Source organism: Bradyrhizobium sp. CCBAU 45321, assembly GCF_028128975.1.
In the GTDB taxonomy this organism is placed as follows: domain Bacteria; phylum Pseudomonadota; class Alphaproteobacteria; order Rhizobiales; family Xanthobacteraceae; genus Bradyrhizobium; species Bradyrhizobium yuanmingense.
This window is the reverse complement of record NZ_LFKZ01000131.1, coordinates 380972-403637: the sequence shown is the minus strand read 5'-3', so window position 1 is coordinate 403637 and position 22666 is coordinate 380972. Positions and strand designations below refer to the sequence as shown.

General features: G+C 63.1%; 23 protein-coding genes. 12 read left to right on the top strand and 11 right to left on the bottom strand.

The features are described 5' to 3' along the window. Positions 1 to 65: 65 nt before the first annotated feature. On the bottom strand, positions 66 to 1556 hold the full coding sequence (locus tag ACM43_RS37510) for an MFS transporter (RefSeq protein WP_109144054.1): 1491 nt from the start codon (positions 1554 to 1556) through the stop codon (positions 66 to 68). Between the two features lie 485 nt (positions 1557 to 2041). On the opposite strand from ACM43_RS37510, the gene guaB reads away from it, so the two are divergent. From guaB to ACM43_RS37495, 3 genes are all read left to right on the top strand, one after another. After that, complete coding sequence (gene guaB / locus ACM43_RS37505) at positions 2042 to 3535, top strand: IMP dehydrogenase (protein WP_271547129.1); 1494 nt, start codon at positions 2042 to 2044, stop codon at positions 3533 to 3535. A 225-nt stretch (positions 3536 to 3760) separates the two neighbouring features. Continuing rightward, a complete protein-coding gene (locus ACM43_RS37500) occupies positions 3761 to 4795 on the top strand; it encodes an NADP-dependent oxidoreductase (RefSeq protein WP_157287766.1) in 1035 nt (344 codons plus the stop codon). Positions 4796 to 5052: 257 nt separating this feature from the next. After that, the gene (locus ACM43_RS37495) at positions 5053 to 5346 is read left to right on the top strand and encodes a hypothetical protein (protein WP_128262189.1); all 294 of its coding nucleotides are present in this window, start codon (positions 5053 to 5055) and stop codon (positions 5344 to 5346) included. A 174-nt stretch (positions 5347 to 5520) separates the two neighbouring features. Here ACM43_RS37495 and ACM43_RS37490 read toward each other — a convergent pair whose 3' ends face one another. Continuing rightward, positions 5521 to 6117 carry a phasin family protein gene (locus tag ACM43_RS37490; protein ID WP_271547128.1) on the bottom strand — a complete coding sequence of 199 codons (597 nt, stop codon included), beginning with the start codon at positions 6115 to 6117 and terminating at the stop codon, positions 5521 to 5523. A 230-nt stretch (positions 6118 to 6347) separates the two neighbouring features. On the opposite strand from ACM43_RS37490, the gene ACM43_RS37485 reads away from it, so the two are divergent. Further along, positions 6348 to 7289 (top strand): alpha/beta fold hydrolase, encoded by a 942-nt coding sequence (locus ACM43_RS37485; protein ID WP_271547127.1) that lies wholly within the window; start codon positions 6348 to 6350, stop codon positions 7287 to 7289. Positions 7290 to 7307: 18 nt separating this feature from the next. Here ACM43_RS37485 and ACM43_RS37480 read toward each other — a convergent pair whose 3' ends face one another. The 3 genes from ACM43_RS37480 to ACM43_RS37470 form a co-directional block, all read right to left on the bottom strand. Beyond that, a complete protein-coding gene (locus tag ACM43_RS37480) occupies positions 7308 to 7838 on the bottom strand; it encodes a DUF992 domain-containing protein (RefSeq protein ID WP_271547126.1) in 531 nt (176 codons plus the stop codon). A gap of 202 nt (positions 7839 to 8040) precedes the next feature. Beyond that, positions 8041 to 8883, bottom strand: coding sequence for a metallophosphoesterase family protein (locus ACM43_RS37475; RefSeq protein WP_271547125.1), 843 nt, complete (start codon positions 8881 to 8883; stop codon positions 8041 to 8043). 69 nt (positions 8884 to 8952) lie between these two features. Beyond that, positions 8953 to 9567: an acriflavin resistance protein gene (locus ACM43_RS37470; protein ID WP_271547124.1), complete on the bottom strand. Its 615-nt coding sequence runs from the start codon at positions 9565 to 9567 to the stop codon at positions 8953 to 8955. 153 nt (positions 9568 to 9720) lie between these two features. On the opposite strand from ACM43_RS37470, the gene ACM43_RS37465 reads away from it, so the two are divergent. After that, positions 9721 to 10143 carry an MAPEG family protein gene (locus ACM43_RS37465; RefSeq protein ID WP_271547123.1) on the top strand — a complete coding sequence of 141 codons (423 nt, stop codon included), beginning with the start codon at positions 9721 to 9723 and terminating at the stop codon, positions 10141 to 10143. Positions 10144 to 10171: 28 nt separating this feature from the next. Then, the gene (locus ACM43_RS37460) at positions 10172 to 11473 is read left to right on the top strand and encodes an RsmB/NOP family class I SAM-dependent RNA methyltransferase (protein ID WP_271547122.1); all 1302 of its coding nucleotides are present in this window, start codon (positions 10172 to 10174) and stop codon (positions 11471 to 11473) included. Between the two features lie 205 nt (positions 11474 to 11678). Here the strand turns inward: ACM43_RS37460 and ACM43_RS37455 are convergent, their stop codons facing one another. The 3 genes from ACM43_RS37455 to ACM43_RS37445 form a co-directional block, all read right to left on the bottom strand. Then, positions 11679 to 11888 carry a cold-shock protein gene (locus tag ACM43_RS37455; RefSeq protein ID WP_008141931.1) on the bottom strand — a complete coding sequence of 70 codons (210 nt, stop codon included), beginning with the start codon at positions 11886 to 11888 and terminating at the stop codon, positions 11679 to 11681. 266 nt (positions 11889 to 12154) lie between these two features. After that, complete coding sequence (locus ACM43_RS37450) at positions 12155 to 12487, bottom strand: DHCW motif cupin fold protein (RefSeq protein ID WP_157287776.1); 333 nt, start codon at positions 12485 to 12487, stop codon at positions 12155 to 12157. Between the two features lie 43 nt (positions 12488 to 12530). Then, positions 12531 to 13793: an MFS transporter gene (locus tag ACM43_RS37445; protein ID WP_271547121.1), complete on the bottom strand. Its 1263-nt coding sequence runs from the start codon at positions 13791 to 13793 to the stop codon at positions 12531 to 12533. 93 nt (positions 13794 to 13886) lie between these two features. Between ACM43_RS37445 and ACM43_RS37440 the strand changes: the two genes are divergently transcribed. Beyond that, positions 13887 to 14339, top strand: a complete 453-nt coding sequence (locus ACM43_RS37440) for a winged helix-turn-helix transcriptional regulator (RefSeq protein WP_271547120.1) — start codon at positions 13887 to 13889, stop codon at positions 14337 to 14339. A 14-nt stretch (positions 14340 to 14353) separates the two neighbouring features. On the opposite strand, the gene ACM43_RS37435 is transcribed toward ACM43_RS37440, so the two are convergent. Beyond that, complete coding sequence (locus ACM43_RS37435; protein WP_271547275.1) at positions 14354 to 14725, bottom strand: nuclear transport factor 2 family protein; 372 nt, start codon at positions 14723 to 14725, stop codon at positions 14354 to 14356. A 142-nt stretch (positions 14726 to 14867) separates the two neighbouring features. Here ACM43_RS37435 and guaA point away from each other — a divergent pair, with 142 nt between their 5' ends. From guaA to ACM43_RS37420, 3 genes are all read left to right on the top strand, one after another. After that, positions 14868 to 16466 (top strand): glutamine-hydrolyzing GMP synthase, encoded by a 1599-nt coding sequence (guaA, locus tag ACM43_RS37430; protein ID WP_271547119.1) that lies wholly within the window; start codon positions 14868 to 14870, stop codon positions 16464 to 16466. 245 nt (positions 16467 to 16711) lie between these two features. Then, a complete protein-coding gene (locus ACM43_RS37425) occupies positions 16712 to 18517 on the top strand; it encodes an RNA-directed DNA polymerase (protein ID WP_271547118.1) in 1806 nt (601 codons plus the stop codon). A gap of 66 nt (positions 18518 to 18583) precedes the next feature. Further along, entirely contained in the window at positions 18584 to 19828 is a 1245-nt protein-coding gene (locus ACM43_RS37420; RefSeq protein WP_271547117.1) for a serine hydrolase domain-containing protein, read from the top strand. A gap of 262 nt (positions 19829 to 20090) precedes the next feature. Here the strand turns inward: ACM43_RS37420 and ACM43_RS37415 are convergent, their stop codons facing one another. Continuing rightward, entirely contained in the window at positions 20091 to 20441 is a 351-nt protein-coding gene (locus ACM43_RS37415) for a cupin domain-containing protein (RefSeq protein ID WP_271547116.1), read from the bottom strand. A 168-nt stretch (positions 20442 to 20609) separates the two neighbouring features. Between ACM43_RS37415 and ACM43_RS37410 the strand changes: the two genes are divergently transcribed. Continuing rightward, positions 20610 to 21272 carry an SRPBCC family protein gene (locus ACM43_RS37410; RefSeq protein WP_271547115.1) on the top strand — a complete coding sequence of 221 codons (663 nt, stop codon included), beginning with the start codon at positions 20610 to 20612 and terminating at the stop codon, positions 21270 to 21272. Further along, the gene (locus ACM43_RS37405; RefSeq protein WP_271547114.1) at positions 21272 to 21634 is read left to right on the top strand and encodes an ArsR/SmtB family transcription factor; all 363 of its coding nucleotides are present in this window, start codon (positions 21272 to 21274) and stop codon (positions 21632 to 21634) included. The genes ACM43_RS37410 and ACM43_RS37405 overlap by 1 nt, the downstream gene beginning before the upstream one ends. A 33-nt stretch (positions 21635 to 21667) precedes the next feature. Here ACM43_RS37405 and ACM43_RS37400 read toward each other — a convergent pair whose 3' ends face one another. Further along, positions 21668 to 22549 (bottom strand): LysR family transcriptional regulator, encoded by an 882-nt coding sequence (locus ACM43_RS37400; RefSeq protein WP_271547113.1) that lies wholly within the window; start codon positions 22547 to 22549, stop codon positions 21668 to 21670. Positions 22550 to 22666 lie beyond the last annotated feature (117 nt).

Genomic DNA, 22666 nt, shown 5'->3' with positions numbered 1-22666 from the left:
AGCAATCCAGACTTGCTTCGCGGATGCAGTCTGGATTGCTTCGCTTCGCTCGCAATGACGAAAGACTACCCCAATCTCTGATCCCGCACGTCCTGCGTATCCTCGGATGCCGCCTTGACCGCGGCCTTCTCCGCACCCTTGCCGGCGCCCTTGCGGCTCGCGATCTCCACCGCCTTGCGTCCAGAAATCTCGTGGCCGGCGTCCGCGGGCATCTGCCAGAAGAACCAGCTCGAGGCCGCCGAGGTCAGCGCGACCACGACGAAGGCCGGCGCGAACACCGTGGCGTTGAGCTCGCTGACATGGCTGAACCACATCGTGGTCTCGACACAGGCCGCGCCGACGGCGACGCCGGCCGAAATCGCGAGCTGCTGGTTGACGCTGACGAGGGTCGTGGCGCGGCTCATTTGCGCGGTCTCGACGTCGGCATAGGCGACGGTGTTGATCGCGGTGAACTCAAGCGAGCGAAAGAAGCCGCCGACCACCAGGATCACCATGATGATGAGCAGCGGCGTCGTCACCGTGAACAGCGCGCAGACGCCGAGGAAGAACGCGCTGATGATCGCGTTCACCGTCATCAAATTGCGGAAGCCGAACGTGCGGATGATCCGCGCAGCCAGCGTCTTCATGCCCATGGCCCCGAGCGAGGAGGCGAAGGTGACGAGGCCGGAATGGAACGGCGACAAGCCGAAGCCGATCTGCATCAGGAGCGGCAGCAGGAACGGCAGTGCGCCGATGCCGAGCCGGAACAGGAAGCCGCCGAACACGGCGGCGCGCAGCGTCGGCAGCTTCAGGAGCGAGAAGTCCAGCACCGGCGATCCGGTCCGCCGCGCATGGATGACGTAGAGCGTCATCGAGATCGCACCGCCCACGATCAATGCGGCGACGGTGCTCCATGGCAGAAGGTTGAGGCCGGCAACGGAAAGGCCGAAGGCGATGCCTGCGAGCCCCAGCCCAGAGAGCACCATGCCGTAGAGATCGAACGGCTCCTGCGTCTCGCTCTTGATGGGATCGATGAAGCGCAGCGCCATGAAGATGCCGAGCAGCCCGATCGGGATGTTGATCAGGAAGATCCAGTGCCAGGATGCGTAAGTCGTGATGAACCCGCCGAGCGGCGGGCCGATCACCGGGCCGATCAAGGCGGGGACCGTCACCCAGGCCATGGCGTTGACCAGCGCGCTCTTGTCGACCGAGCGCAGCAGCACGAGGCGTCCGACCGGCGTCATCATGGCGCCGCCCATGCCTTGCAGGATGCGCGCGAACACGAAATCCGTGACCGACGTCGAGAGCGCGCAGCCGACCGAGCCGACCATGAACACGCCGACCGCGATCGCGAACACCATCCGCGCGCCGAACCGGTCGGCGGTCCAGCCGCTCGCCGGAATGAACACCGCGAGAGACAGCAGATAGGAGGTGATCGCGAGCTTCAGCGTCAGCGGGCTGGTGCCGATGTCGGCCGCGATCGCCGGCAGCGAGGTGGCGATCACGGTCGAATCCATGTTCTCCATGAACAGAGCGGTGGCCACGATCAGCGGAATGACGCGTTGCTTGTCGACCATGAGGGTAATGAAATTGGAAGGAGGGGTGGAGTTGCGGCTTATCACCGCCGTCCGCCGCCGACCATTGCGGATCCACGCATGGCACCTAAATCCCGCGTAACAACGGTGTGACCCACAGCCTCCGTCATGCCGGGGCGTCGCTTCTCGCTCCGCCATCATTCCGGGGGCGCGCCCCTTGGCGCGAGCCCGGAATCTATTGGGCCGCAGCGTTGCTGCCAGATGGATTTCCGGGTCGCGACTTCGTCGCGCCCCGGAATGACGGCCGAGGGGACGGCGTCCCGAGCCCACCCGCCAAACCGGCCCAAAAAACCCCTGTGCATGGCTGGCCAGCGGCCCGAATTGCTTTGATTCGTCACGCGGCCGTGCTATCGACCCGCGTCAACCCCACCGATGGGCTCCGATTCTCAAGGCGTTGCCGCAAGGGACGCCGAGGGCGGCGCTCATCCATTAGCATTTGCGGCAGGGCCGCAGGAAGGAGTTGGCAGATGGCCACGGTGCAACTTCAGGGCATCCGCGAAGCCTTTACGTTCGACGACGTGCTGTTGAAGCCTGGCCTGTCCGACGTCATGCCGGGCGAGGTCGACATCCGCTCCCGCGTCACCCGCGCCATCCCGCTCAACATCCCGATCATGGCCTCGGCCATGGACACCGTCACCGAGGCCCGCATGGCGATCGCCATGGCGCAGGCCGGCGGCCTCGGCGTCATCCACCGCAATTTCGATCCCGAAGGGCAGGCCGCCCAGGTGCGGCAGGTCAAGCGCTACGAATCAGGCATGGTGGTGAACCCGCTCACCATCAGCCCCGACGCCACGCTCGACGACGCGCTCAAGCTGATGAGCGACCACGGCATCTCCGGCATTCCGGTCGTCACCGGCGCCGGCAAGAACACGCCCGGCAAGCTGGTCGGCATCCTCACCAACCGCGACGTGCGCTTTGCCACCGACCGCCGGCAAAAAGTCTCCGAGCTGATGACGCATGAGGGGCTCGTCACGGTCCGTGAGAATGTTAATCAGAACGAGGCGCGGCGGATGCTGCACCAGCACCGCATCGAGAAGCTGCTGGTCGTCGACGATCAATATCGCTGCGTCGGGCTCATCACCGTGAAGGACATGGAGAAGGCGGTTGCCCATCCGCTCGCCTGCAAGGACGGGCAGGGGCGTCTTCGCGTCGCTGCCGCCACCACGGTCGGCGATACCGGCTTCGAGCGCACCGAGCGGCTGATCGATGCCGGCGTCGACCTCGTCGTCGTCGACACCGCGCACGGCCATTCCCGTCACGTGCTGCAGGCGGTGAACCGCATCAAGCGCCTGTCCAATTCGGTGCAGGTCGTCGCCGGCAACGTCGCCACCACGGAAGGCGCGCAGGCGCTGATCGATGCGGGCGCGGATTGCATCAAGGTCGGCATCGGCCCGGGCTCGATCTGCACCACGCGCATCGTCGCCGGCGTCGGTGTGCCCCAGCTCACCGCGATCATGGATGCGGTCGAAGCGGCGAAGAAGGCCGATGTCCCCGTCATCGCCGACGGCGGCATCAAATATTCCGGCGACCTTGCGAAAGCGCTCGCGGCCGGCGCCGACATCGCCATGGTCGGCTCGCTGCTCGCCGGCACCGATGAGACGCCCGGCGAAGTGTTCCTGTGGCAGGGCCGCTCGTACAAGGCCTATCGCGGCATGGGCTCGGTCGGCGCGATGGCGCGTGGATCGGCCGACCGCTACTTCCAGCAGGACATCAAGGACACGCTCAAGCTCGTGCCCGAAGGCATCGAGGGCCAGGTGCCCTACAAGGGCCCGGTCGGCAACGTCATGCACCAGCTCGCCGGCGGCTTGCGCGCCGCAATGGGCTACGTCGGCGCGCGCGACATGAAGGAGCTGCACGACAAGGCCCAGTTCGTCCGCATCACCGGCGCAGGCCTGCGCGAAAGCCACGTCCACGACGTCACCATCACGCGCGAGAGCCCGAACTATCCGGGCGGGGGTTAGGCGCTTCTCGGTGTCATCGCCCGCGAAGGCGGGCGATCCAGTACGCCGCGGCTTCTCGGTTCAACAACGATTGTCTAGGAGTACTGGATGCCCCGCCTTCGCGGGGCATGACGGCGCCTATGTGGCGTGCGCGCATCGAGCCTGCGCGAAGCAATCCAGTCCTTTTGTGTTGACGCGGCTGGATTGCTTCGCTTCGCTCGCAATGACAGAAAAGTGGAGGAAGCCATGGCCCAAGGTCAACATAGCGCCAAACGCATCGTTCTCGCCGCGCGTCCCGTCGGCGAACCCAAGCCGTCTGATTTTCGCCTGGAGGAATTCGCAGTTCCGACGCCAGGGCAGGGCGAAGTCCTGCTGCGCACGATCTGGCTGTCGCTCGATCCCTATATGCGCGGGCGCATGAGCGAAGGGCCGTCCTACGCAGCTCCGGTGCCGGTCGGCGGCGTGATGGAAGGCGAGGCGGTCAGCGAGGTCGCGGCCTCCAACAATACCGATTTCGCGGTCGGCGACATCGTGCGCATCCGCTCCGGCTGGCAGACCCATGCGATCTCGAACGGCAAGGGCCTGATCAAGGTCGATCCCAAGCTCGGGCCGATCTCGACCTCGATAGGTGTGCTCGGCATGCCCGGCATGACCGCCTATACGGGCCTGCTCGACATCGGCAAGCCGCAACCGGGCGAGACCGTCGTCGTTGCCGGTGCGTCCGGCGCGGTCGGCTCGGCGGTGGGGCAGATCGCCAAGATCAAGGGCGCCCGTGCGGTCGGCATCGCCGGCGGCAAGGACAAATGCGACTACGTGGTGAAGGAGCTCGGCTTCGATGCCTGCATCGATCACCGCGATCCCGATCTCGCCGCCAAGCTGAAGGACGCCTGCCCTGGGGGTATCGACGTCTATTTCGAAAATGTGGGCGGTGCCGTGTTCGAAGCGGTGTTTCCGCTGCTCAACCCGTTTGCGCGCGTGCCGGTGTGCGGCCTGATCGCCCACTACAACGACACCGAGGCCAAGCCGCCGAAATGGGCGGCCAGCCTGATGCGCGCGACGCTGACCAAGCGGCTGACCTTCCGCGGCTTCATCGTCTCCGACTTCGCCGCCCGTCATGGCGACTTCCTGCGCGACATGTCCGGCTGGGTTCGCGACGGCAAAGTCAAGTACAAGGAGTTCGTCACCGAGGGCCTGGAAAGCGCCCCCGGCGCCTTCATAGGCCTGCTGAAGGGGGCCAATTTCGGCAAGCAGCTGGTCCGGGTCGGGCCGGACAAGGCCTAGGCATGATCCGGAAAAGTGCGAAGCGGTTTTCCGGAAGGATCATGTCCAAACAACAACCTAAAGCGCGAGCGCATTCATCACGCTTTAGGCGACAGGGAATGAGACTCACGTGGCGCCGCGGCGACACGCCGCGTGGGGATAGTTAAGAAAGAGTCACCAAATGGTCACACCTGCCCGCAAAAGCCGCAGGTGTGACCGCCTGTTCATTGACGGCCGGACGAAGGCATTGAATCATCGCGCATATTTTAGGTGCTGCGATGTTAGAGATTGGTATTTTCTGCGTCATCCTCCTGGCCGCCGGCTATTGGGCGACCATGTTCATCATGGGCCGTCGCGACGACGTCATCCATGGCAAGTTCGTTCACGCCGAGGACGAGGGCGAATTCGCCCCGGCCGCAATGCCTGCGCCTCCGCCATTCCCGAAGCGTCCCGTGAAAGCTGCGCAGCGCCCCGCTGCTCAGCCAGCCGGCACCGAGGCCAAGCCGGTGAACAGCGCCGCGCTGCAATCGCTGCTCGCCGCGATCCAGCAGGATCTCAAAAGCGTGGCTTGAGTCTTCCGCGAGGCCGCAACACAAAAGCGGCTGAGGTTCAGCCGCACATGTGCGCCATGGCTGTGTCAGCGCGCTACAGCATGATTCGGAAAAGTGGGTGGCGGTTTTCCGAAAAGATCATGCTCAAACAGTAACCTAAAGCGCGATGACGATTCATCTTATTCGCATCGCGCTTTAGGCGGCGTGCCGCATGCGTTCGATACTCTGGGTAATATGGTTTCCTGCGTCGTCAGCCACCTTCAAAGACATGTCCGCCATCCGGCGGCTGGTATCGAGGGCGCTTCTGATCGAATCGCGCATCAGATCGGTCTGCACAGCCGCCAAATCCTGCGGAGTTCGGCAGCGCCAGAGTTCATTCATACGGTCCATGGTCCTCTCGATCTGCTGTCGAACGAAATCGAAGTACTCGCGTGAGACGCCGTTCATTCCTTTGACGATCGCGGTTGTAGAGTACATGATTGCTTCAGCGTTGCGGACCGATCGTTCTGTTGCCTGCTCCGTTTCATTGCCCGTCACACCGAACGTGCGACCAAGCTGATCAGCAGACCGGCCCAACATCACAGTGGCCATGTCGACGCCGAAGCGCCAACTGTTTTGCAACATCTCGGCATTCTGTTGCAGCAGGTGACTGCTGGCTTGGGCTACCTCCTCGCTGGCCTCAGCGGTGGCTAAGCCGATCCGTCTGGTTTGCTCAGCGGTCCTTTCGGCGGCGCGGCGCATTGTGTCCTCAGGGCTTTGCGTAGACTTTTCCTCCTGGCGTGGATTAGCCATCTGTTGCTCCTTGGTTATTGTTGGTGACGTCGGATCCTCTCCGTCACAGGTGCGATCCTAAGCGGCCAACGTGGGCATTTCTCGACCGTTCCGGGGCACGTGATTTTTAATCAATCCTCCGCGATCGCGCGCAGGAACGAGCGCTTCAACTTCCAATTACTCCATGGATTGGTTCACTTGCTTGGCACCGCGGGTCTCATGTTCTTACCCTCGATCATCAAGGGTCACTAATGACCACCGCTGAAACCGTGTTGCTCATCGCTGCCTTGTTATTGGCGCTTCTCGTCGTCGGTAACATCGGCTTCTCCAAACTGGCCGAGTGGAGGAATCCACCAATCGGCAAGTTCCTCGAATGCGACGGCGTAGTGCTCCACTATGTCGATCGCGGTGATCCGGCCGCTCCTTGCGTCGTGCTGCTCCATGGCAACGGATCCATGATCCAGGACTTCACGATCAGCGGTCTGGTCGATCTTCTTGCCCGCACCAATCGCGTGGTGTGCTTCGATCGGCCAGGCTTTGGCTATAGTCAGCGGCCGCGGCTCCGATTATGGACCGCGGCAGCTCAAGCCGCTCTGTTGGCGAAGGCGCTCAATCAACTTGGAATCCGCAATCCCGTTGTGCTCGGCCATTCTTGGGGCGCCTTGGTCGCTATCGCTCTCGCCGTGCGAAAGGATTATCCGACCCAAGGTCTTGTGCTTGCGTCAGGGTACTATTTCCCGACCGGCCGATTGGACGTGTGGCTGATGTCAGGTCCAGCCATACCGGTCCTGGGCGACTTGGTCAGTTACACTGTCGCGCCGATCGTTTCGTGGGCCGTCCTGCCAGGAGCTCTCCGCAAGATCTTTGCGCCCCGTTCTGTCCCGCAGACGTTCAGGAATGAATTTCCAGCGTCTTTGGTGCTCAGGCCCACACAGTTGAGGGCCTCTGCGGAGGAAAGTGCACTCCTCATTCCAACTGCGACACAATTCCAAGCTTATTATCCAGCCATCGGCGAGCGAGTGCAGATATTCCACGGAACAGAGGACCAAGTGATCGAATTCAGACAAGCGCAGGATTTACATCAAGCACTGCCTCGGTCCGATCTTCACCTTGTTCCAAATGCCGGGCATATGGTCACGTACGCAGACCCCGCCGCCATCGTGGAGGTCGTCAACTCAATGACGAACTCCTGAGATCGGCAGCGACGGCCGTCACTGGGCCTTGCCGCGTGCAGGCGCAGCAACCGGCCGCAATTCCATTCTTGATATGCCTGCTGCGACGTTCACACCTGTCTGCGCCTGGACGGACACCGGCTGCAAGGCGATCGTACGATCCGAGCCGCCCACCAGGAGGTTGGCACCAACTCCGGCGCCGACAGTGCCGCCGGCGGTCGCGCCCGCATAAGTTCCGGCCAAGGCTGCCCGGCGAACTGTCGTTGGCGCAAACACGGTCCAAACCAGCTGACCGCCGGACGTGGCTCCTATGTCGAGACCAAGCGTGCTGACGGTGCCTTCGTAAGCCTCGCGCGCCCTGCCTCGTGCCGATGCATAGATGCAGCTCAGCTGCCGTTGTCCCGCAACAATCATGCCGACTCCGGGCGATATGTTGCACGTGAGTGTGCCGACTCTCGAGCGCCCAGCCTCCTGCGCCGTTGCCGGAACCATCGTGAGGGCGAGTGCCAAGGCCGCGCAAGCCGTTGCCAAATTGGTCAGTCTCGCTTCATTCAGCGTTGTCCTGGTCATGGGGCCTCCATCGACGTAGTCTGATCGTCCTTCAATGCGCGCGGAGCCAGCGATGTTCCTGTTGGTCGCAAGCCGAAGCTCCAGAACCACGAGACAGGCCTCGCTTACGGGTTCGGGATGTGGAGCACGCGTGTCCGGCTCTGCGCTAGGTGTTGAGTGGCAGGCGGACATCAAGCGCGCCTACTGCACGCAGCCGATTTTATCAGTGCCCGTCGCCCATCTGGATCAGCAGCTCCTCGATGTCGACATCGACTTGGCCGGCGGCCCTGACGTGGCGGACCTCGAGACTGTCGGGTTGGAAGCGGTATTCGACCAGGCCGACCTCCTTGATCGCGATCCGGTCCTGGCGCTGATCGTTGATGACGAAGCCCGCCGACGGCGCCCAGACGTGGCGGATGTTGCGGAAGGTGAAGTCGCGGCGCTGGTGCACGTGGCCGCTGGCAATGAGACGCAGGTCGACCTTGCCGAACATCTCGATTAGCCGCGCCCGCGCCGGCTGCGGCACGTAGCGGATCGACGTCTCCGGAGTCTCGGCGTCGTCGGGCAGGTTGAGAAACAGCGGCTTGTGCAGGAACAGCGCGACCGGCCTGCCGTTCGTCCGCGCGATCTCGCGAGACAGCCAGTCGAACTGCTCGGCCTCGAAGGCGAGGCCCGAATTCATCACCAGCGAATTGAGGCCGATGAAGCGCCAGCCCGCGGCCTCAAACGACCAATGATCTTCGCCGATGATGTCGCAGAACTGCTGGCGGTGCGTCTCGCTGACCGGCGGCTTCGGCGCCGGCCCGATCGCGGTCGGATTGTCCCCGATATCGTGATTGCCGGGGAGATAGCGGCAGGTGACGGGCAGCGCATCGTGCAGACCTTTGGCAAACTCGACGTCGTCGCGGTTGGTCGGCCCGTCGAACGAGACGTCGCCGGTATTGACGACGAGATCGGGCCTACCGGCGTCGATATGCTCGCTGATCGCCGCGAAGTTGGCGATCAGGCCGGGAAAGCGCCGGCCGAGATGGGTGTCGGAAATCTGCGTGAGACGAAATTCGGACATGCGATCATCCTACCCGTCGCCGCGCGTCGGAACGATGACGGCGCGGGCATGGATCGCAGCGAACAAAGTTTAAATCACGCGGTAGCGGATGGTGTAGCCGTCCTGCGGGGCGACGGCACCGGCGAGCGGGGCGGCAATGCGGTCGGCGAGGTGCCAGGGGCCGAACTGGCCGGAGCGATGCGGCTCGGCGGGCAGGCGGAGGCGGAACTCGAAGACGCCCTTGCCTGAGAGGTTTACGACCAGAACGCGATCGGCCGTGCGGTGGTTGAGCACCACTGCGCCGCGCAGCACGGCCCGGCCGTCCGAGAGGTCGCGCACGCCGTCCACCAGCGCCAATGTCTGGTTGCGGTCGGTGTGCAGCTCGATCTGGCTGTCACTCACCGCCGTCAGCATCTCCCGGGGCATGCGGATCTCGAACTCGACGGCGGGCTTGGAGGGGTTGAGACCGAGATAGGCGAGCGCCGCGTGACGCATGTCGTAGGCGGCAAAGGCGAACAGCGCGAGCGCGGCCAAGGTCGCCAGGCCATGCCGGGCGACGTCCCGCCAGGTCCGATAGCTCAGGCGGAAGTAGACCGTCATGGCCAACGCGACCGCGAGCGCTGCCGCAATCCCCGACAGCGCCGACATCAGGAGGCCGAGCTGGCCCGCGGCGGCTTCGCTGAACAAGCTGGACAAGGAATTCATGGCTGGCTCGCCTCGGGGCCCAAAGGGCCGAATCGCTTTAACAATCTGGGGTTGGTCGCGGAAGCGGGAACGCCGGTTCAAGTCATTCATTGTCAGCGCCAAAAGTCGCGGCTAATGACGGCGGCGGCATTTCGCCTTTACGGGAAAGTTCCAATGTCCGTTCAAATGGTCCTGCTGCCGGTCTTCGTGCAGGTCGCTCTCACCTTCGCGCTGCTGATCGGCATGGTCCTGGCGCGCCGCAAGACCCTGGTCTCCGGCGAGACCAAGATCCGCGACATTGCGCTCGGCGAGCCGAACTGGCCGAAGGGCGCCACACAAATCGCCAATTGCTACCGCAACCAGTTCGAGCTGCCGGTGCTGTTTTACGTACTGATCGCGCTGGCATTGCCCTTGCGCCGCGCCGATCTCTTCATCGTGCTGATGTCCTGGGTGTTCGTGGTGACGCGCTTTGCTCATGCCGGCGTGTTCGTTTCCTCCAACGATCTCGGCCGCCGCTCCATGGTCTGGCTCGCCGGCGTGCTGGTGCTGCTCGCGATGTGGTTCTACTTCGCGCTGAAGCTTTTGCTGCTGATCTAGGCGCTGCGCACCACTTGAAAGAACCCGAATGACCCCCGCTGCCCGGCTGTCCGCAGCCATCGAACTGATCGACACCATCGAGGGGGACCGCGTGCCCGCGGCGAAGGCGCTGAAGGAGTGGGGCACCGCGCACCGCTTCGCCGGTTCCGGCGACCGCGCGGCCATCGCTGGCCTCGTCTGGGATGTGCTGCGCCGCTACGCCTCGAGCGCCTGGCTGATGGATTCCGGTACCGCGCGGGCCCGGCTGATCGGCATGCTCCGCCTCGAGCGCAAGATGGACACGGCGACCATGGGCGCCTTGTTCGACGGCAGCCGCTTTGCGCCGGCGCCGCTGACCGAGGCCGAGCAGGCTGCGCTCGCCTCGCGCTCCCTCCAGGACGCCCCGGCCGCCGTCGCCGGCGACTACCCGGAGTGGCTCGACCCGCACCTTGCAAAAGTGTTCGGCGAGGACCGTGCGGCGGAGGCCGCCGCGATGGCGAGCCGGGCGCCGCTGGACCTGCGTGTCAATACGCTAAAATCCAACCGCGACAAGGCGCTGAAGGCGCTTTCTCATCTTCATGCAAAACCGACGCCCTGGTCCGCAACTGGCCTGCGCATCGAGCTTTCGGCCGATGCGCGCAACCCCGGCATCCAGGCGGAAGAGGATTTCATCAAGGGCGCAATTGAAGTGCAGGATGAGGGATCGCAGCTTGCAGCCCAGTTCACCGCGGCAAAACCCGGCGAGCAGGTGATCGATCTCTGCGCTGGCGCCGGCGGCAAGACGCTGGCGCTGGCCGCCCTGATGCAGGGCAAGGGCCGGCTGATCGCGACCGACCGCGACAAGCGCCAGCTCGCGCCGATCCACGAGCGGCTATCGCGCGCCGGCGTCCACAACGCCGAAATCCGCACGCCCAAGGGCGAGGCCGAATCGCTTGCCGACATCCGCAGCACGGCCGACCTCGTCGTGATCGACGCGCCCTGCACCGGAACCGGCACCTGGCGCCGCAACCCCGATGCCAAATGGCGGATGCGCCCCGGTGCGCTGGAGATCCGCCTGCGCGACCAGGCCGAGGTGCTGGAGCGCGCGGTTCCGCTGGTCAAGCCGGGCGGCCGCATCGCCTACATCACCTGCTCGGTGCTGGCGGAGGAGAACGGCGAGCAGGTGAGGGCGTTCGTCGGCCGACATGGCGAGTTCTCGGTCGTCCCGCCTGAGCAGACCGCAAGCGTGCTCTGGGACAAGGCGGAAGCCTTTGGCGAGGCCGCGCTGCAGTCCGCCGAGGGCTGGCTGATGACACCGCGCCGGACCGGGACGGATGGGTTTTTCGTGTCGGTGCTGAAGAAGAAGGGCTGATCGACGTTGTCATTTCGGGGCGCGCGTAGCGCGAGCCCGGAATCCATCGTGCGGCGGTCTCCGCGGGTCAATGGATTCCGGGTTCGCCCTGCGGGCGCCCCGGAAGGACATCAAAAACAAAAGCCCCGCAGACCGATCCCGGTCGCGGGGCTTTCGAGTTCCAACGTTCTGCCGGTACGTCCGCGGTCAGAACGGTGCGAGGGCGTTAGCCGACGCGGAGATTGTCAGCCGACGACTTGCCGCTGCGGCGGTCGGCGACGATGTCGAACGAGACCTTCTGACCCTCGTTGAGGGAGGAGAGGCCAGCGCGCTCGACGGCGCTGATGTGAACGAACACGTCCTTCTGGCCGTCATCCGGCTGGATGAAACCATAACCCTTTTGGGTGTTGAACCACTTCACGGTGCCCATAGCCATGGGAATTTCCTTTAGTTAGTTAGGTTGAGTACGCACGCAGACCGGTACGCAGCGTTGCGCCCATAGTCCCTGATGAGTCGATGTTTGGAGAATTCATCTGAAGCGTGCGCGCCCGTCAGCAACGAAGCGAAGCGGCCCAGTCGTTCGGCCAAGTATCGATGATCACAATATAGCGAGAATTTGGGGCCACTTCAAGGCACCACCCGCGGCCCGAAACGTAGCGCCACTTTGCTATTTTGCGGTGCAAATCAACCGCCGGGTGCGCCTCAGTCGACGATGAAGAGTGTGGCGCCCGTCGTCGTCGAAGACCGGTGCGCGGCGTCGCCGAAGTCCGATACCTGGTAGCTCATCCCCGCCTTGAGCTTGAATTTGCGGCCGTCGCGCAGCTCGGAATCGAGCTCGCCCTTCAGCACGTAGAGCACATGGCCGCGATCGCACCAATGATCGGCGAGATAGCCCGGCGAGTACTCCACCATCCGCACGCGGAGTTCGCCGATGTTGAGCGTGCGCCATGTGGCCTCGCCGCTCTCGCCGGGATGCGCGGTCGGCTCAACCTTGCTCCAGTCGGTGACGGTAAAGGGGGAGGTGGGGAGCTTCATGGGGGAATCCTGATTTGAATGCACCGTCGGGTGGTCGTGCACGTTACGTGGGCGGCGAGGGCGTCAGCGTGCAGCCGGCCGCCTCTTGCATCCTGCTCGCATTGATGACCCAGACCAGCAGGGCCGCGGCGCTGATGCCGGAACCCAGCATGCAAACGCCGCTCCAACCTGCCACAGCGTAGACCATGGTCGCCGCGATTCCGCCGGCTGCGCTGCCGATAGAATAGAACACCATATAGGTCCCGACCAGCCTGCTTGCTGCGTCGGGACGCGCGGCGACGATCAGGCTCTGGCTGGTCACATGTACGGCCTGCAGCCCGAGATCCAGCATGATCACGCCCAGGACGACGAACCAGAGCGAGACTTGCAGGCAGGCGATCGCGGCCCAGGCGCCGAGCATCAGCACCAACGATAGTCCGGTCGTGCGTTGGGCCCATCCAAGGTCGGCGAGACGACCGGCGTTGCGCGCGCCGAGTGCTCCGGCGAAGCCGGCGACCCCGAGCAGCCCAATCGTTGTGTGCGACAGCGCGAAAGGCGGCGCCGACAGCGGAAGCACGATCGACGTCCAGAACACGTTAAGATCGGCGAAGATCAGGAACGCGAACAAGGCGCGCTCGCGCAGGATCGGCTCCTCCGCGAACAGCGCCGCCGTCGAGCGCAACAGCGATAGATACGAGGAGCCTGCCATTGCCGTGGGCGCGCCGCGCGGCAGGACTTGCAACAGCAAGACGGCCATCGCGAGCATGAGGCCGGCCGAAACCAGGTAGACCATGCGCCAGCCGCCGACATCGGCCAGAGCGCCCGAGGCGAAGCGCGCGAGCAGGATTCCGCCGACGACGCCGCTGGTGACGGTCCCGATGGCGCGGCCCCGCCCGTCCGGCGTTGCGAGCGTTGCGGCAAAGGCGACCAGGATCTGCACGACCACGGCAAGCACGCCGACCAGCGTCAGTCCCGCGAGCAGCACAGCGGCGTGGGATGCGGTGCCGACGACCAGGAGTCCGGTCGCCGACAGTGCAATCTGGCCGGCGATCAGACGACGGCGATCCCAGAGGTCGCCGAGCGGCACGATCAAGATCAAGCCGCACGCATAACCGATCTGCGTGAAGGTCACGACCATGCCGATCGCTGCGGGAGCGATTCCGAGGTCCGCGGCCATCGAGTCGAGCAGGGGCTGGGCGAAGTAGATGTTGGCGACGCTGAGGCCGCAAGCCAGCGCAAGCAGCAGCGCCAGCGCGGAGGAAAGCCCGTACCCGGCCGTCCCGGCACTATCCTTGGGGTTGCCTGGGGCGAGATCATTGCTCGTCATCCGTCATCTCCGGCACGCTTTCTGGTCTCATTATAAGACCAGTTGCGGGCGGCGCCGTCTAGTCTTATTTTAGAACCAGATCGGAGTGGGAGCATGAAGCGGACAGGTTTTTCCGGGGCCGACTGCCCGGTGGCGCGTGCGCTCGATGCAATCGGTGACTGGTGGTCGCTCCTCATCGTGCGCGATGCCTTCGACGGGCTGCGCCGGTTCGGCGATTTCCAGAAGAATCTCGGCATTGCCAAGGGCATGCTCAGCGCGCGCCTGCGCAAGCTGGTAGAGCTCGACGTGCTCGAGATGGTTCCGGCGTCCGATGGCAGCGCGTATCAGGAATACGCACTGACGAGGCGTGGACGCGACTTGTTTCCCGTCATTGTCGGTCTGCGCCAATGGGGCGAGGCACATCTCTACGGGCGCGGCGAGGCACATTCCGAGCTGGTGGACCAGGCCGGCCAACGGGTGGGGCAGCTGGTGCTGCCGTCGCGAACCGGCCGGCCGCTGACATGGTCCGATACGAAGGTGAGGAAGGTGAGCACGCGCAAGCGCTGATGTCTCTGCGCGGATCAATGCGCTAGATGGTTCGCCGAGCCCTGCACGATCAGCCCGGCCTCGTTCACCCGCAGATATTCGCAGATCTTCTTGCCCCGTTCGTTCTGGTAGAACACCACGAGGCTGTCCGGGCTGACGAACAGGTCGATCAGCGAGAAATGCAGGTTCGGCACCAGGGGAAGCGCCTTGCCCCAATAGGCGCGAAGCGCATCCTTGCCGCGCACGGTGCCGCTGGGGTCGAATCCCAGCATCGGAATGCGGTCAGACGTCATCACGGCCGACTCGTCGTAGAGCGTGAGCACGCGCTCGAGGTCGCGCGCATTCCAGGCCTCGACCCAAGCCCGGCCGAGCGCGGCAAGCGTTGACGGCTGATGGTGCTGTGAAATGGCATTTCTCCCTGATCGGCCCCTTTGTATGATAGGTCAATAATGCTTACCTATATATGTCGTCTTGTCCATGCCCAAAGAAGCATGTGGGCCCGCCGCGACCGCGGTTGCGGCCCGGACCGCACCAGCGTATTGGCTGGCCATGACAGCAGCACAGAACGACCGCTCCGCGTCGACGCCCTCGGTGGCCTCGGCGCACGACAAGATTCTCATCGTCGACTTCGGCAGCCAGGTGACGCAGCTGATCGCGCGTCGCGTGCGCGAGGACGGCGTCTATTGCGAGATCGTCCCGTTCAACAAGGCGGAAGCCGCCTTCGAGGAGATGAAGCCGAAAGCGGTGATCCTGTCCGGCGGCCCGGAATCGGTCCACGAGGCCGGCTCGCCCCGCGCTCCGCAATTGATCTTCGACTCCGGCGTGCCGGTGATGGGCATCTGCTACGGCCAGATGACCATGGCGGCCCAGCTCGGGGGCGAGGTCGAGGGCGGCCATCACCGCGAATTCGGCCGCGCCGATGTCGAGGTGAAGGCCGAGAGCCAGCTGTTCGCGGACGTCTGGTCGTCAGGCAGCAAGAACCAGGTCTGGATGAGCCATGGCGACCGCATCACAAAAATGCCGCCGGGCTTCTCGGTCGCCGGCACCTCGCCGAACGCGCCGTTCGCGATCATCCAGGATGAGAAGCGCAAATATTACGGCCTGATGTTCCATCCCGAAGTGGTGCACACGCCCGACGGCGCAAAGCTGATCCGCAACTTCGTGCGCAAGATCGCCGGCCTCACTGGCGACTGGACCATGCGCGCCTTCCGCGAGGAGGAGATCGCAAAGATCCGCGCGCAGGTCGGCAAGGGCAGGGTGATCTGCGGCCTCTCCGGCGGCGTCGATTCGTCCGTGGCGGCCGTGCTGATCCACGAGGCCATCGGCGACCAGCTCACCTGCGTCTTCGTCGACCACGGCCTGATGCGCCTCAACGAGGCCGAGCAGGTCGTCGACCTCTTCCGCCACCACTACAACATCCCGCTCGTGCACGTGGATGCCTCCAGGCAATTCCTCGGCGAACTCGAGGGCGTCACCGACCCTGAAGCCAAGCGCAAGACCATCGGCCGCCTCTTCATCGAGGTGTTCGAGGCTGAGGCCAAGAAGATCGGCGGCGCCGATTTCCTGGCGCAAGGCACGCTCTACCCCGACGTGATCGAGAGCGTCTCCTTCACCGGCGGCCCCTCCGTCACCATCAAGTCGCACCACAATGTCGGCGGCCTGCCTGAGCGCATGAACATGAAGCTCGTCGAGCCCCTGCGCGAATTGTTCAAGGACGAGGTGCGCAAGCTTGGCCGTGAGCTCGGCCTTCCCGAAATCTTCGTCGGCCGCCACCCGTTCCCGGGCCCGGGCCTCGCCATCCGCTGCCCCGGCGAGATCACCAGGGACAAGCTCGACATCCTGCGCAAGGCGGATGCGGTCTACATCGACCAGATCCGCAAGCACGGCCTCTACGACGAGATCTGGCAGGCTTTTGCCGTGCTGCTTCCGGTGAAGACGGTCGGCGTCATGGGCGACGGTCGTACCTATGACTATGTGGTCGGCCTCCGCGCCGTGACGTCAACGGACGGCATGACCGCCGATTTCTACCAGTTCGACATGAAGTTTCTGGGCGAGACGGCGACGCGCATCATCAACGAGGTGAAGGGCGTGAACCGGGTGGTGTATGACGTGACGAGCAAGCCGCCGGGGACGATTGAGTGGGAGTAGGGGAAAAGTCCTCCTTCAGCGGCTGTTCGGCCATTGCAATGATTTGCTGCCAAGGTCGGGACTGTAGCAAGATGAATTGACGGTGCGGGTACGTGTCCCCGCCCGTGTTGACTCGCGTGCGTCAGCAATTGTTTGCCAAGGTCGCATATTCGGCGAATACCTTCCTCGAAGTAGATCGTTTGCACTCGCCTTGAAAAAATGATCCAGTAAAAATTCAATCTTAGATTTTATAGTACTGTAGGGACATGAAATCTCCTCGTTTCGACATCCGTGCTGCGAAACTTCGCGCAATTTTTTCGTCAGGAAACATCGAGCGAATTTGGAAGGAGAAAGTTCGAATTTCGATGAGAGACCAGTTCATCAACGATGGGATCGAGAACTTCGATTTTCACATTGCGATCAAACTGGAGAGTAAGAAGCTATCTCATCTAATTCTCTCTGGGGACTATGTGCCTCAGAAAGCGCAGCGCATCTTGGTGGAGAAAAGCAAAGGGCTTTGTCGGCAACTTGTCATTCCGACTATCAGAGATGCAATTGTTCTTCAGTGCCTTTCCGACGCTCTCTACAGTGAGATTAAAGGAAAGGCTCCGACAACAAAATCCTTCTTCGAGCCGAAGGATCATACGTTCTCGTCGATACCTCACGGCTATGGCACGTTCGCAGCATGGCTCAACTTCCAAAAGGAGCTCTTCAAATTCTCTAAGGCTCGCAACTTTGTAGTCGTGACCGATATCGCGAACTACTATGACAGTATCTCGTACGTCCACCTTCGAAACGCCATAGCTCCCATAAGTGGTGTCGAGGAGTGCGTAATTGATATGTTGATATACGTCCTCAGTGACCTCCTCTGGCAGCCAGACTATACGCCTCGGATTGAAGTTGGTCTCCCGCAGGTCAATCTGGATGCGCCTCGTTTGCTCGCGCACTGCTTCCTCTACGAGCTTGATGCCTTTCTAGCTAGTAACCCCAACCGAGATTTCGTGCGCTATATGGACGATATCGATATTGGGGTGGACACAATCGTTGACGCGAAGGAGGTGCTGAAGTCGGTTGATCTTGTGCTGCAGACTAAGCAGGTGCGCTTGAACAGCGGCAAGACCTCTATACTTACGCGCAGCGAGGCGATCAGGCATTTTCGTATTTTTGAGAATGCGCGGTTGGATTCGGTTAAAGCCAGTGTGGAGTATCGGAAAAAGCATGGGCTACCGCTCGATCGTCAGCGCCGAGTGATCGAGCTTCGGCTAAGCCGGGGGATCAAGAGCAAGGCATTCGACAAGGGTAATGGCGAAAAAGTTCTCAAGCGATGGCTGGGACTGGCGAGTCAGACAAACGCAAGGGTGAAATCGGAGACGATTGAGCAATTGGTCAAACTGAGGCCTTCCGTTCGCGAGAATGTCTACAGTTTGATTAGAAGTCGACCGTTAACTCCATCGGTCGCCGGCGCGTTGGCAAATTCCGTCTCTTCGGGACTTTTAATTGATGATGCGGCTCTTGTAGAGATGGCAAATCACTTAGTGGAAACGCTCAACAAGACAAGAAGTTGTCACAAGTTCATTCAGCAAATAATTGGTGATTGCAATGATAGCAACTATTTCGGACTCTACGGAAAGCTTTGGCTGCAGTCGAAGTATGGAAGTACGAAAGATATCTTGCAAACACTCTTAGATACGGAGCGTGCCTGGGTTCCGCATGAGCGGCTTGGACGCTTGGTGGCGTCATTCTTTCCGGTATTTTACAATTCTGTGGAGGAAGTGGCGTTCAAGTCGCTGCTCGATCGAACTTTGAACAGCGGAGTGCGGGCGGCGTACAAGTTCCACATCAATCTTTCGCAAGACCCCGGAGTGTTTAAGCAGATGTTCAGTGCGTTGGCGGTGCCAAATCCATCGCGCGGCACGGGAATTACCCACGCCAAGTTTCTTTGCTTGCTTTCGGCTCTTCGCAATTCAGCTGTTCCGCCAGCTCAGATTGCCAAGCTGAAGACCGCCCATGCCGTTGCATTGGGTGATGCATACTACAAATCTATCGCGAGGAGATTGAAGTTGATTCCCTAGTACGACTGCTTCGGCACGCTCTGCTATGCTAAGACCTCAACATCGCTTCCCCAGGAGCCCGTGTTGATGTCCGTCTCGTCCAACCCGCCCGCCACCTCCACCGACCCCGAAACCCTCGGCTGGATGCGCGGCTTCCCGCCGTCCGCCGACCGCCTCATCACCTTCCACGACGGCTCCTTCCGCAGTTTCCCCGAGCTGCGCTGGGCCTGGAGCAACATCCGCCAGCTGGTGCCCACGGTGAACGTCTGGCGCGGGGCAGGGCCGGCATCACCTCTGCCGCGTGCGGAGCAGGAGATCGGCGCGGTCGCCTCGACCACGATGGACGGCCGGCCCATGACTTTCGACAAGATGCTGGAGGAGACCTACACCGACGGCATCGCGGTGCTGCATCGGGGCAGGCTGATCTATGAGCGCTATTTCGGCGCCTTGAAGCCGCACAAGCCGCATATCGGCATGTCCGTGACCAAGTCGTTCACCGGCGTGCTCGCAGGGATTCTGGTCGCCGAGGGCAGGATCGATCCGCAGGCGCCCGTCACGGACTACGTGCCGGAGCTGAAGCCAAGCGCGTTCGGCGATGCGCGCGTGCACGAGGTCATGGATATGACCACGGGGCTGCTCTACACGGAAGTCTATACCGACAAGAACTCGGACGTGTGGGGCCTCAGGCGCGCCAACGGCATGGCGCCGATCCCGACGGATTATGATGGCCCGACCAATATCTTCGATTTCCTCATCGCGCAGAAGAAGCAGGGCGAGCACGGCAAGGCCTTTGCCTACAAGACCGTCAACACCGACGTGCTCGCGTGGATCTGCCGGCGTGCCAGCGGCCTGACGCTGTCCGACCTCCTGTCCGAGCGGATCTGGCAGCCGATGGGCGCGGAGGAGGATGCGCATTATCACGTCGACCGCATCGGCACCGAGAGCGGCGGCGGCGGTCTCTCCACGACCTTGCGCGATCTCGCCCGTTTCGGCGAGACCATGCGCAATCACGGCCGCTTCAACGGCCGCCAGATCGTGCCGTCGCAGGTGGTCGAGGACATCGCGCGCGGCGGCGACCCCGAAAAGTTCAAGCCGGCCGGCTACACCACGCTGCCGGGCGCCTCCTACCGCAATCAATGGTGGGTCACGCACAACGACCACGGCGCCTACATGGCGCGCGGCGTCTACGGCCAGGGCATCTACATCGATCCCAAGGCCGAGATGGTGATCGCCCGCTACGCCTCGCATCCCATGGCGGGCAACGCCGCCAACGATCCCGTGACGCTGCCGGCGTATATGGCGCTGGCGAAGGCGCTGATGGCGGGCGGGTAGGGTGGATTAGCCTGCGGTTGCGCGAAGCGCAGCCCGCCGGCGTAATCCACCATCTCTCGTCGCGCCGTGTTAGCAGATGGCGGATTACGCCTTCGGCTAATCCGCCCTACGAGCTGCCGCTGAAGTAGCGACCTCGGCCTTCATCGTTCGAGACGCCCGCTTGTGCGGGCTCCTCACCATGCTGGCCGCAAGACGAGACCTCATCCTGAGGGCCCGCCAGAGGCGGGCGTCTCGAGGGATGGGCCGCGGGTGAGCTCGTGCCTCAGTCGCGCGCCTCCTGCCAATGCGGATAGGTGACATAGGCGGTTACGGCGCCTTGCTCGTGCGAGCGGATCGTGACCGTCTCGCCCTTCGGCATATGGACGATCTCGCCGGGCCCCGCGGTCACGGTGCTGCCGTCGCTCGTGACCGACAGCTTCCCTTCGAGGACGATCATGACATCGTCGACCTTCATCGTCTCCTTGAGATTTTGGTTCGGCGCGTAGCGGCCGAAGCCGATCGTGATAGGTCCGCCGTGGCGCTGGTCGACCATGTTGGCAACGAAGATGTCGGCGTCCTGTCCCGGTGAACGCTCGAGCGAGGCGTCAGCGATGGCGAATTTGCGAACTTTCATGCGGTCTTTCCGTCTTGTGGGGCTGGAAGGGCACCAATAGACGCCGTGGTCGTTGTTTGGTTCCGCTCGCGGGGAGGTTGACGCAGCGGGAACGCACGAAATATAAGTATTGACTTATATTAGTAGCGGTCGATATTTGTCGGCAGATGGACCACAGGGAGAACCGAAATGCAGATCGACGTCGCCAGGGTCTTGGGGCTTGTGACGCGCTCGGTGAGGAGCTTCGAGAGAGACGGCAAGCCGGCCAGCGCGGTCACGCTGACGCGGCTCTACGACACCAGCGTGGACGATCTCTGGGACGCCGTGACCAGCAGGGAGCGGATCCCGCGATGGTTTGCGCCGGTCGAGGGCGACCTCCGGCTCGGCGGACGCTACCAGGTCAAGGGCAATGCCGGCGGCACCATCACGTCCTGTACGCCGCCGACCCATTTCGCCGCGACCTGGGAATTCGGCGGTGCGACGAGCTGGATCGACGTCAGCCTGACAGCCGAGCGAAGCCAGGCGCGCCTGACGCTTGAGCACACCGCGATCATCGAGGATCATTGGAATCAGTTCGGTCCGGGTGCGGTCGGTATCGGCTGGGACCTCGCGCTTGCGGGACTGGAGCGATATCTTGCGACCGGGGCATCGGTCGATCATGAAACGGCGGAGGCCTGGATGGTCTCGCCCGAGGGCAAGGAATTCATGACGACGAGCGGCGAATATTGGCGTGCGGCGCATGTCGCAAGCGGGGTCGATCCTGACGAGGCGAGGCAGCGCTCGGACCGCACCATCGCGTTCTACCGCGGCGAGATGCCGCCCGACATCGTTCATCCCGGCACCGGAAGCTGATGCACGCCTTCGAAGTCCTCGCCGATCCCGTGCGCCGCCGCATCCTCGAGCTGCTGGCGCCCGGTGAGTTGGCATCCGGCGAGGTCGTCGAAGTCATCGGTGCCGAGTTCGGCATCACCCAGGCGGCGGTCTCGCAGCACCTCAAGGTGCTGCGCGAGAGCGGCTTTGCGAGCGTCCGGGCCGAGGCGCAAAGGCGTCTCTATTCGGTCGACGCGGCCGGGCTGCAAGCGGTCGATGCCTGGGTCGGCCAGTTCAGGACGTTCTGGGAGCCGAAGCTGGACGCGCTGGCAACGGAGATCGCCCGCGGCAAACGCGAGCGTCGCAAAGCGCCGATCACCAGGCGGAGCGGCAAGAGGGCTTGAGGGAGTTGCGAATCTGGTGGTGAAGGAGCGAGTTCACGCAGGATGCGGGCCCGGCTCGCAATACTCGATCAGCAATTCGGTGAGAACCCGTATCTTCCGTGCGGGATGCTGGCCCGGAGTGCGGATCACATAGGCACCCGCCGGAGGCGGGGGATAGCGCGTCATCACCGGCACAAGCGCTCCGGACGCGACATGTTCATGGGTGAGGCGGTCGGGAAGGTAGGCGATCCCGAGTCCTGCCGTTGCGGCGGCGAGGAGAGCTGTGCCGTTGTCGGCCTTGAAGCGTCCCTGCGGACGAACCGTGATGATCTTGTCGCCATCCATGAGGTGCCACGCTTCGGTGCCTTGCATCAGCGCCTCATGGGCGACGAGCTCCTCCGGCGACTCCGGCGATCCGTTGGCCTTGATGTAGTCAGGGCTCGCGAGAAGCTTCCCGTGGATTGGTCCGATGCGTCTCGCAATCAAATTGGAGTCCTGAAGATAGCCAATCCGGATCGCACAATCATAGCCCTCCGCGATGAGATCGGCGAAGCGATCGCTGTAGCAGGTGTGGATCTGGAGATGCGGATGGCGGCGGGCCATTTCTGCAAGGATGGGAGCGAAGTGGGTCGGGCCGAAAGAAAGCGGCACTGCAACGCGCAAGCGGCCGCGCAGCTCTCCGGCGGGTAGGATCGCTTCCCTCGCTGCATCGATCTCGGCGCGGACCCTGGCTGCATAGTCTCGGAAAGTGAGGCCGGCTTCCGTGAGAGCGGCCCCGCGGGTCGTTCTTGCAAGAAGTTGGACGCCAAGTTCCGCTTCGAGCCGGAGAAGCCGACGACTGACGATCGATTTCGCGACCCCCAGCCGGGCCGCAGCGGATGAAATTCCTCCGGCGTCGGCAACTTCGACGAATGTCCGTATTTCTTCGAGATCCAACAGCGTTCCCCATTCGGCGACACAGCGTTCCGCGGCGGCACACTATCGTATCGCATTCGGGAACGCCAATGTCAGTGTCGGGCTACGTCGCTGCTGACGTGCGCCTCCGAACCAATG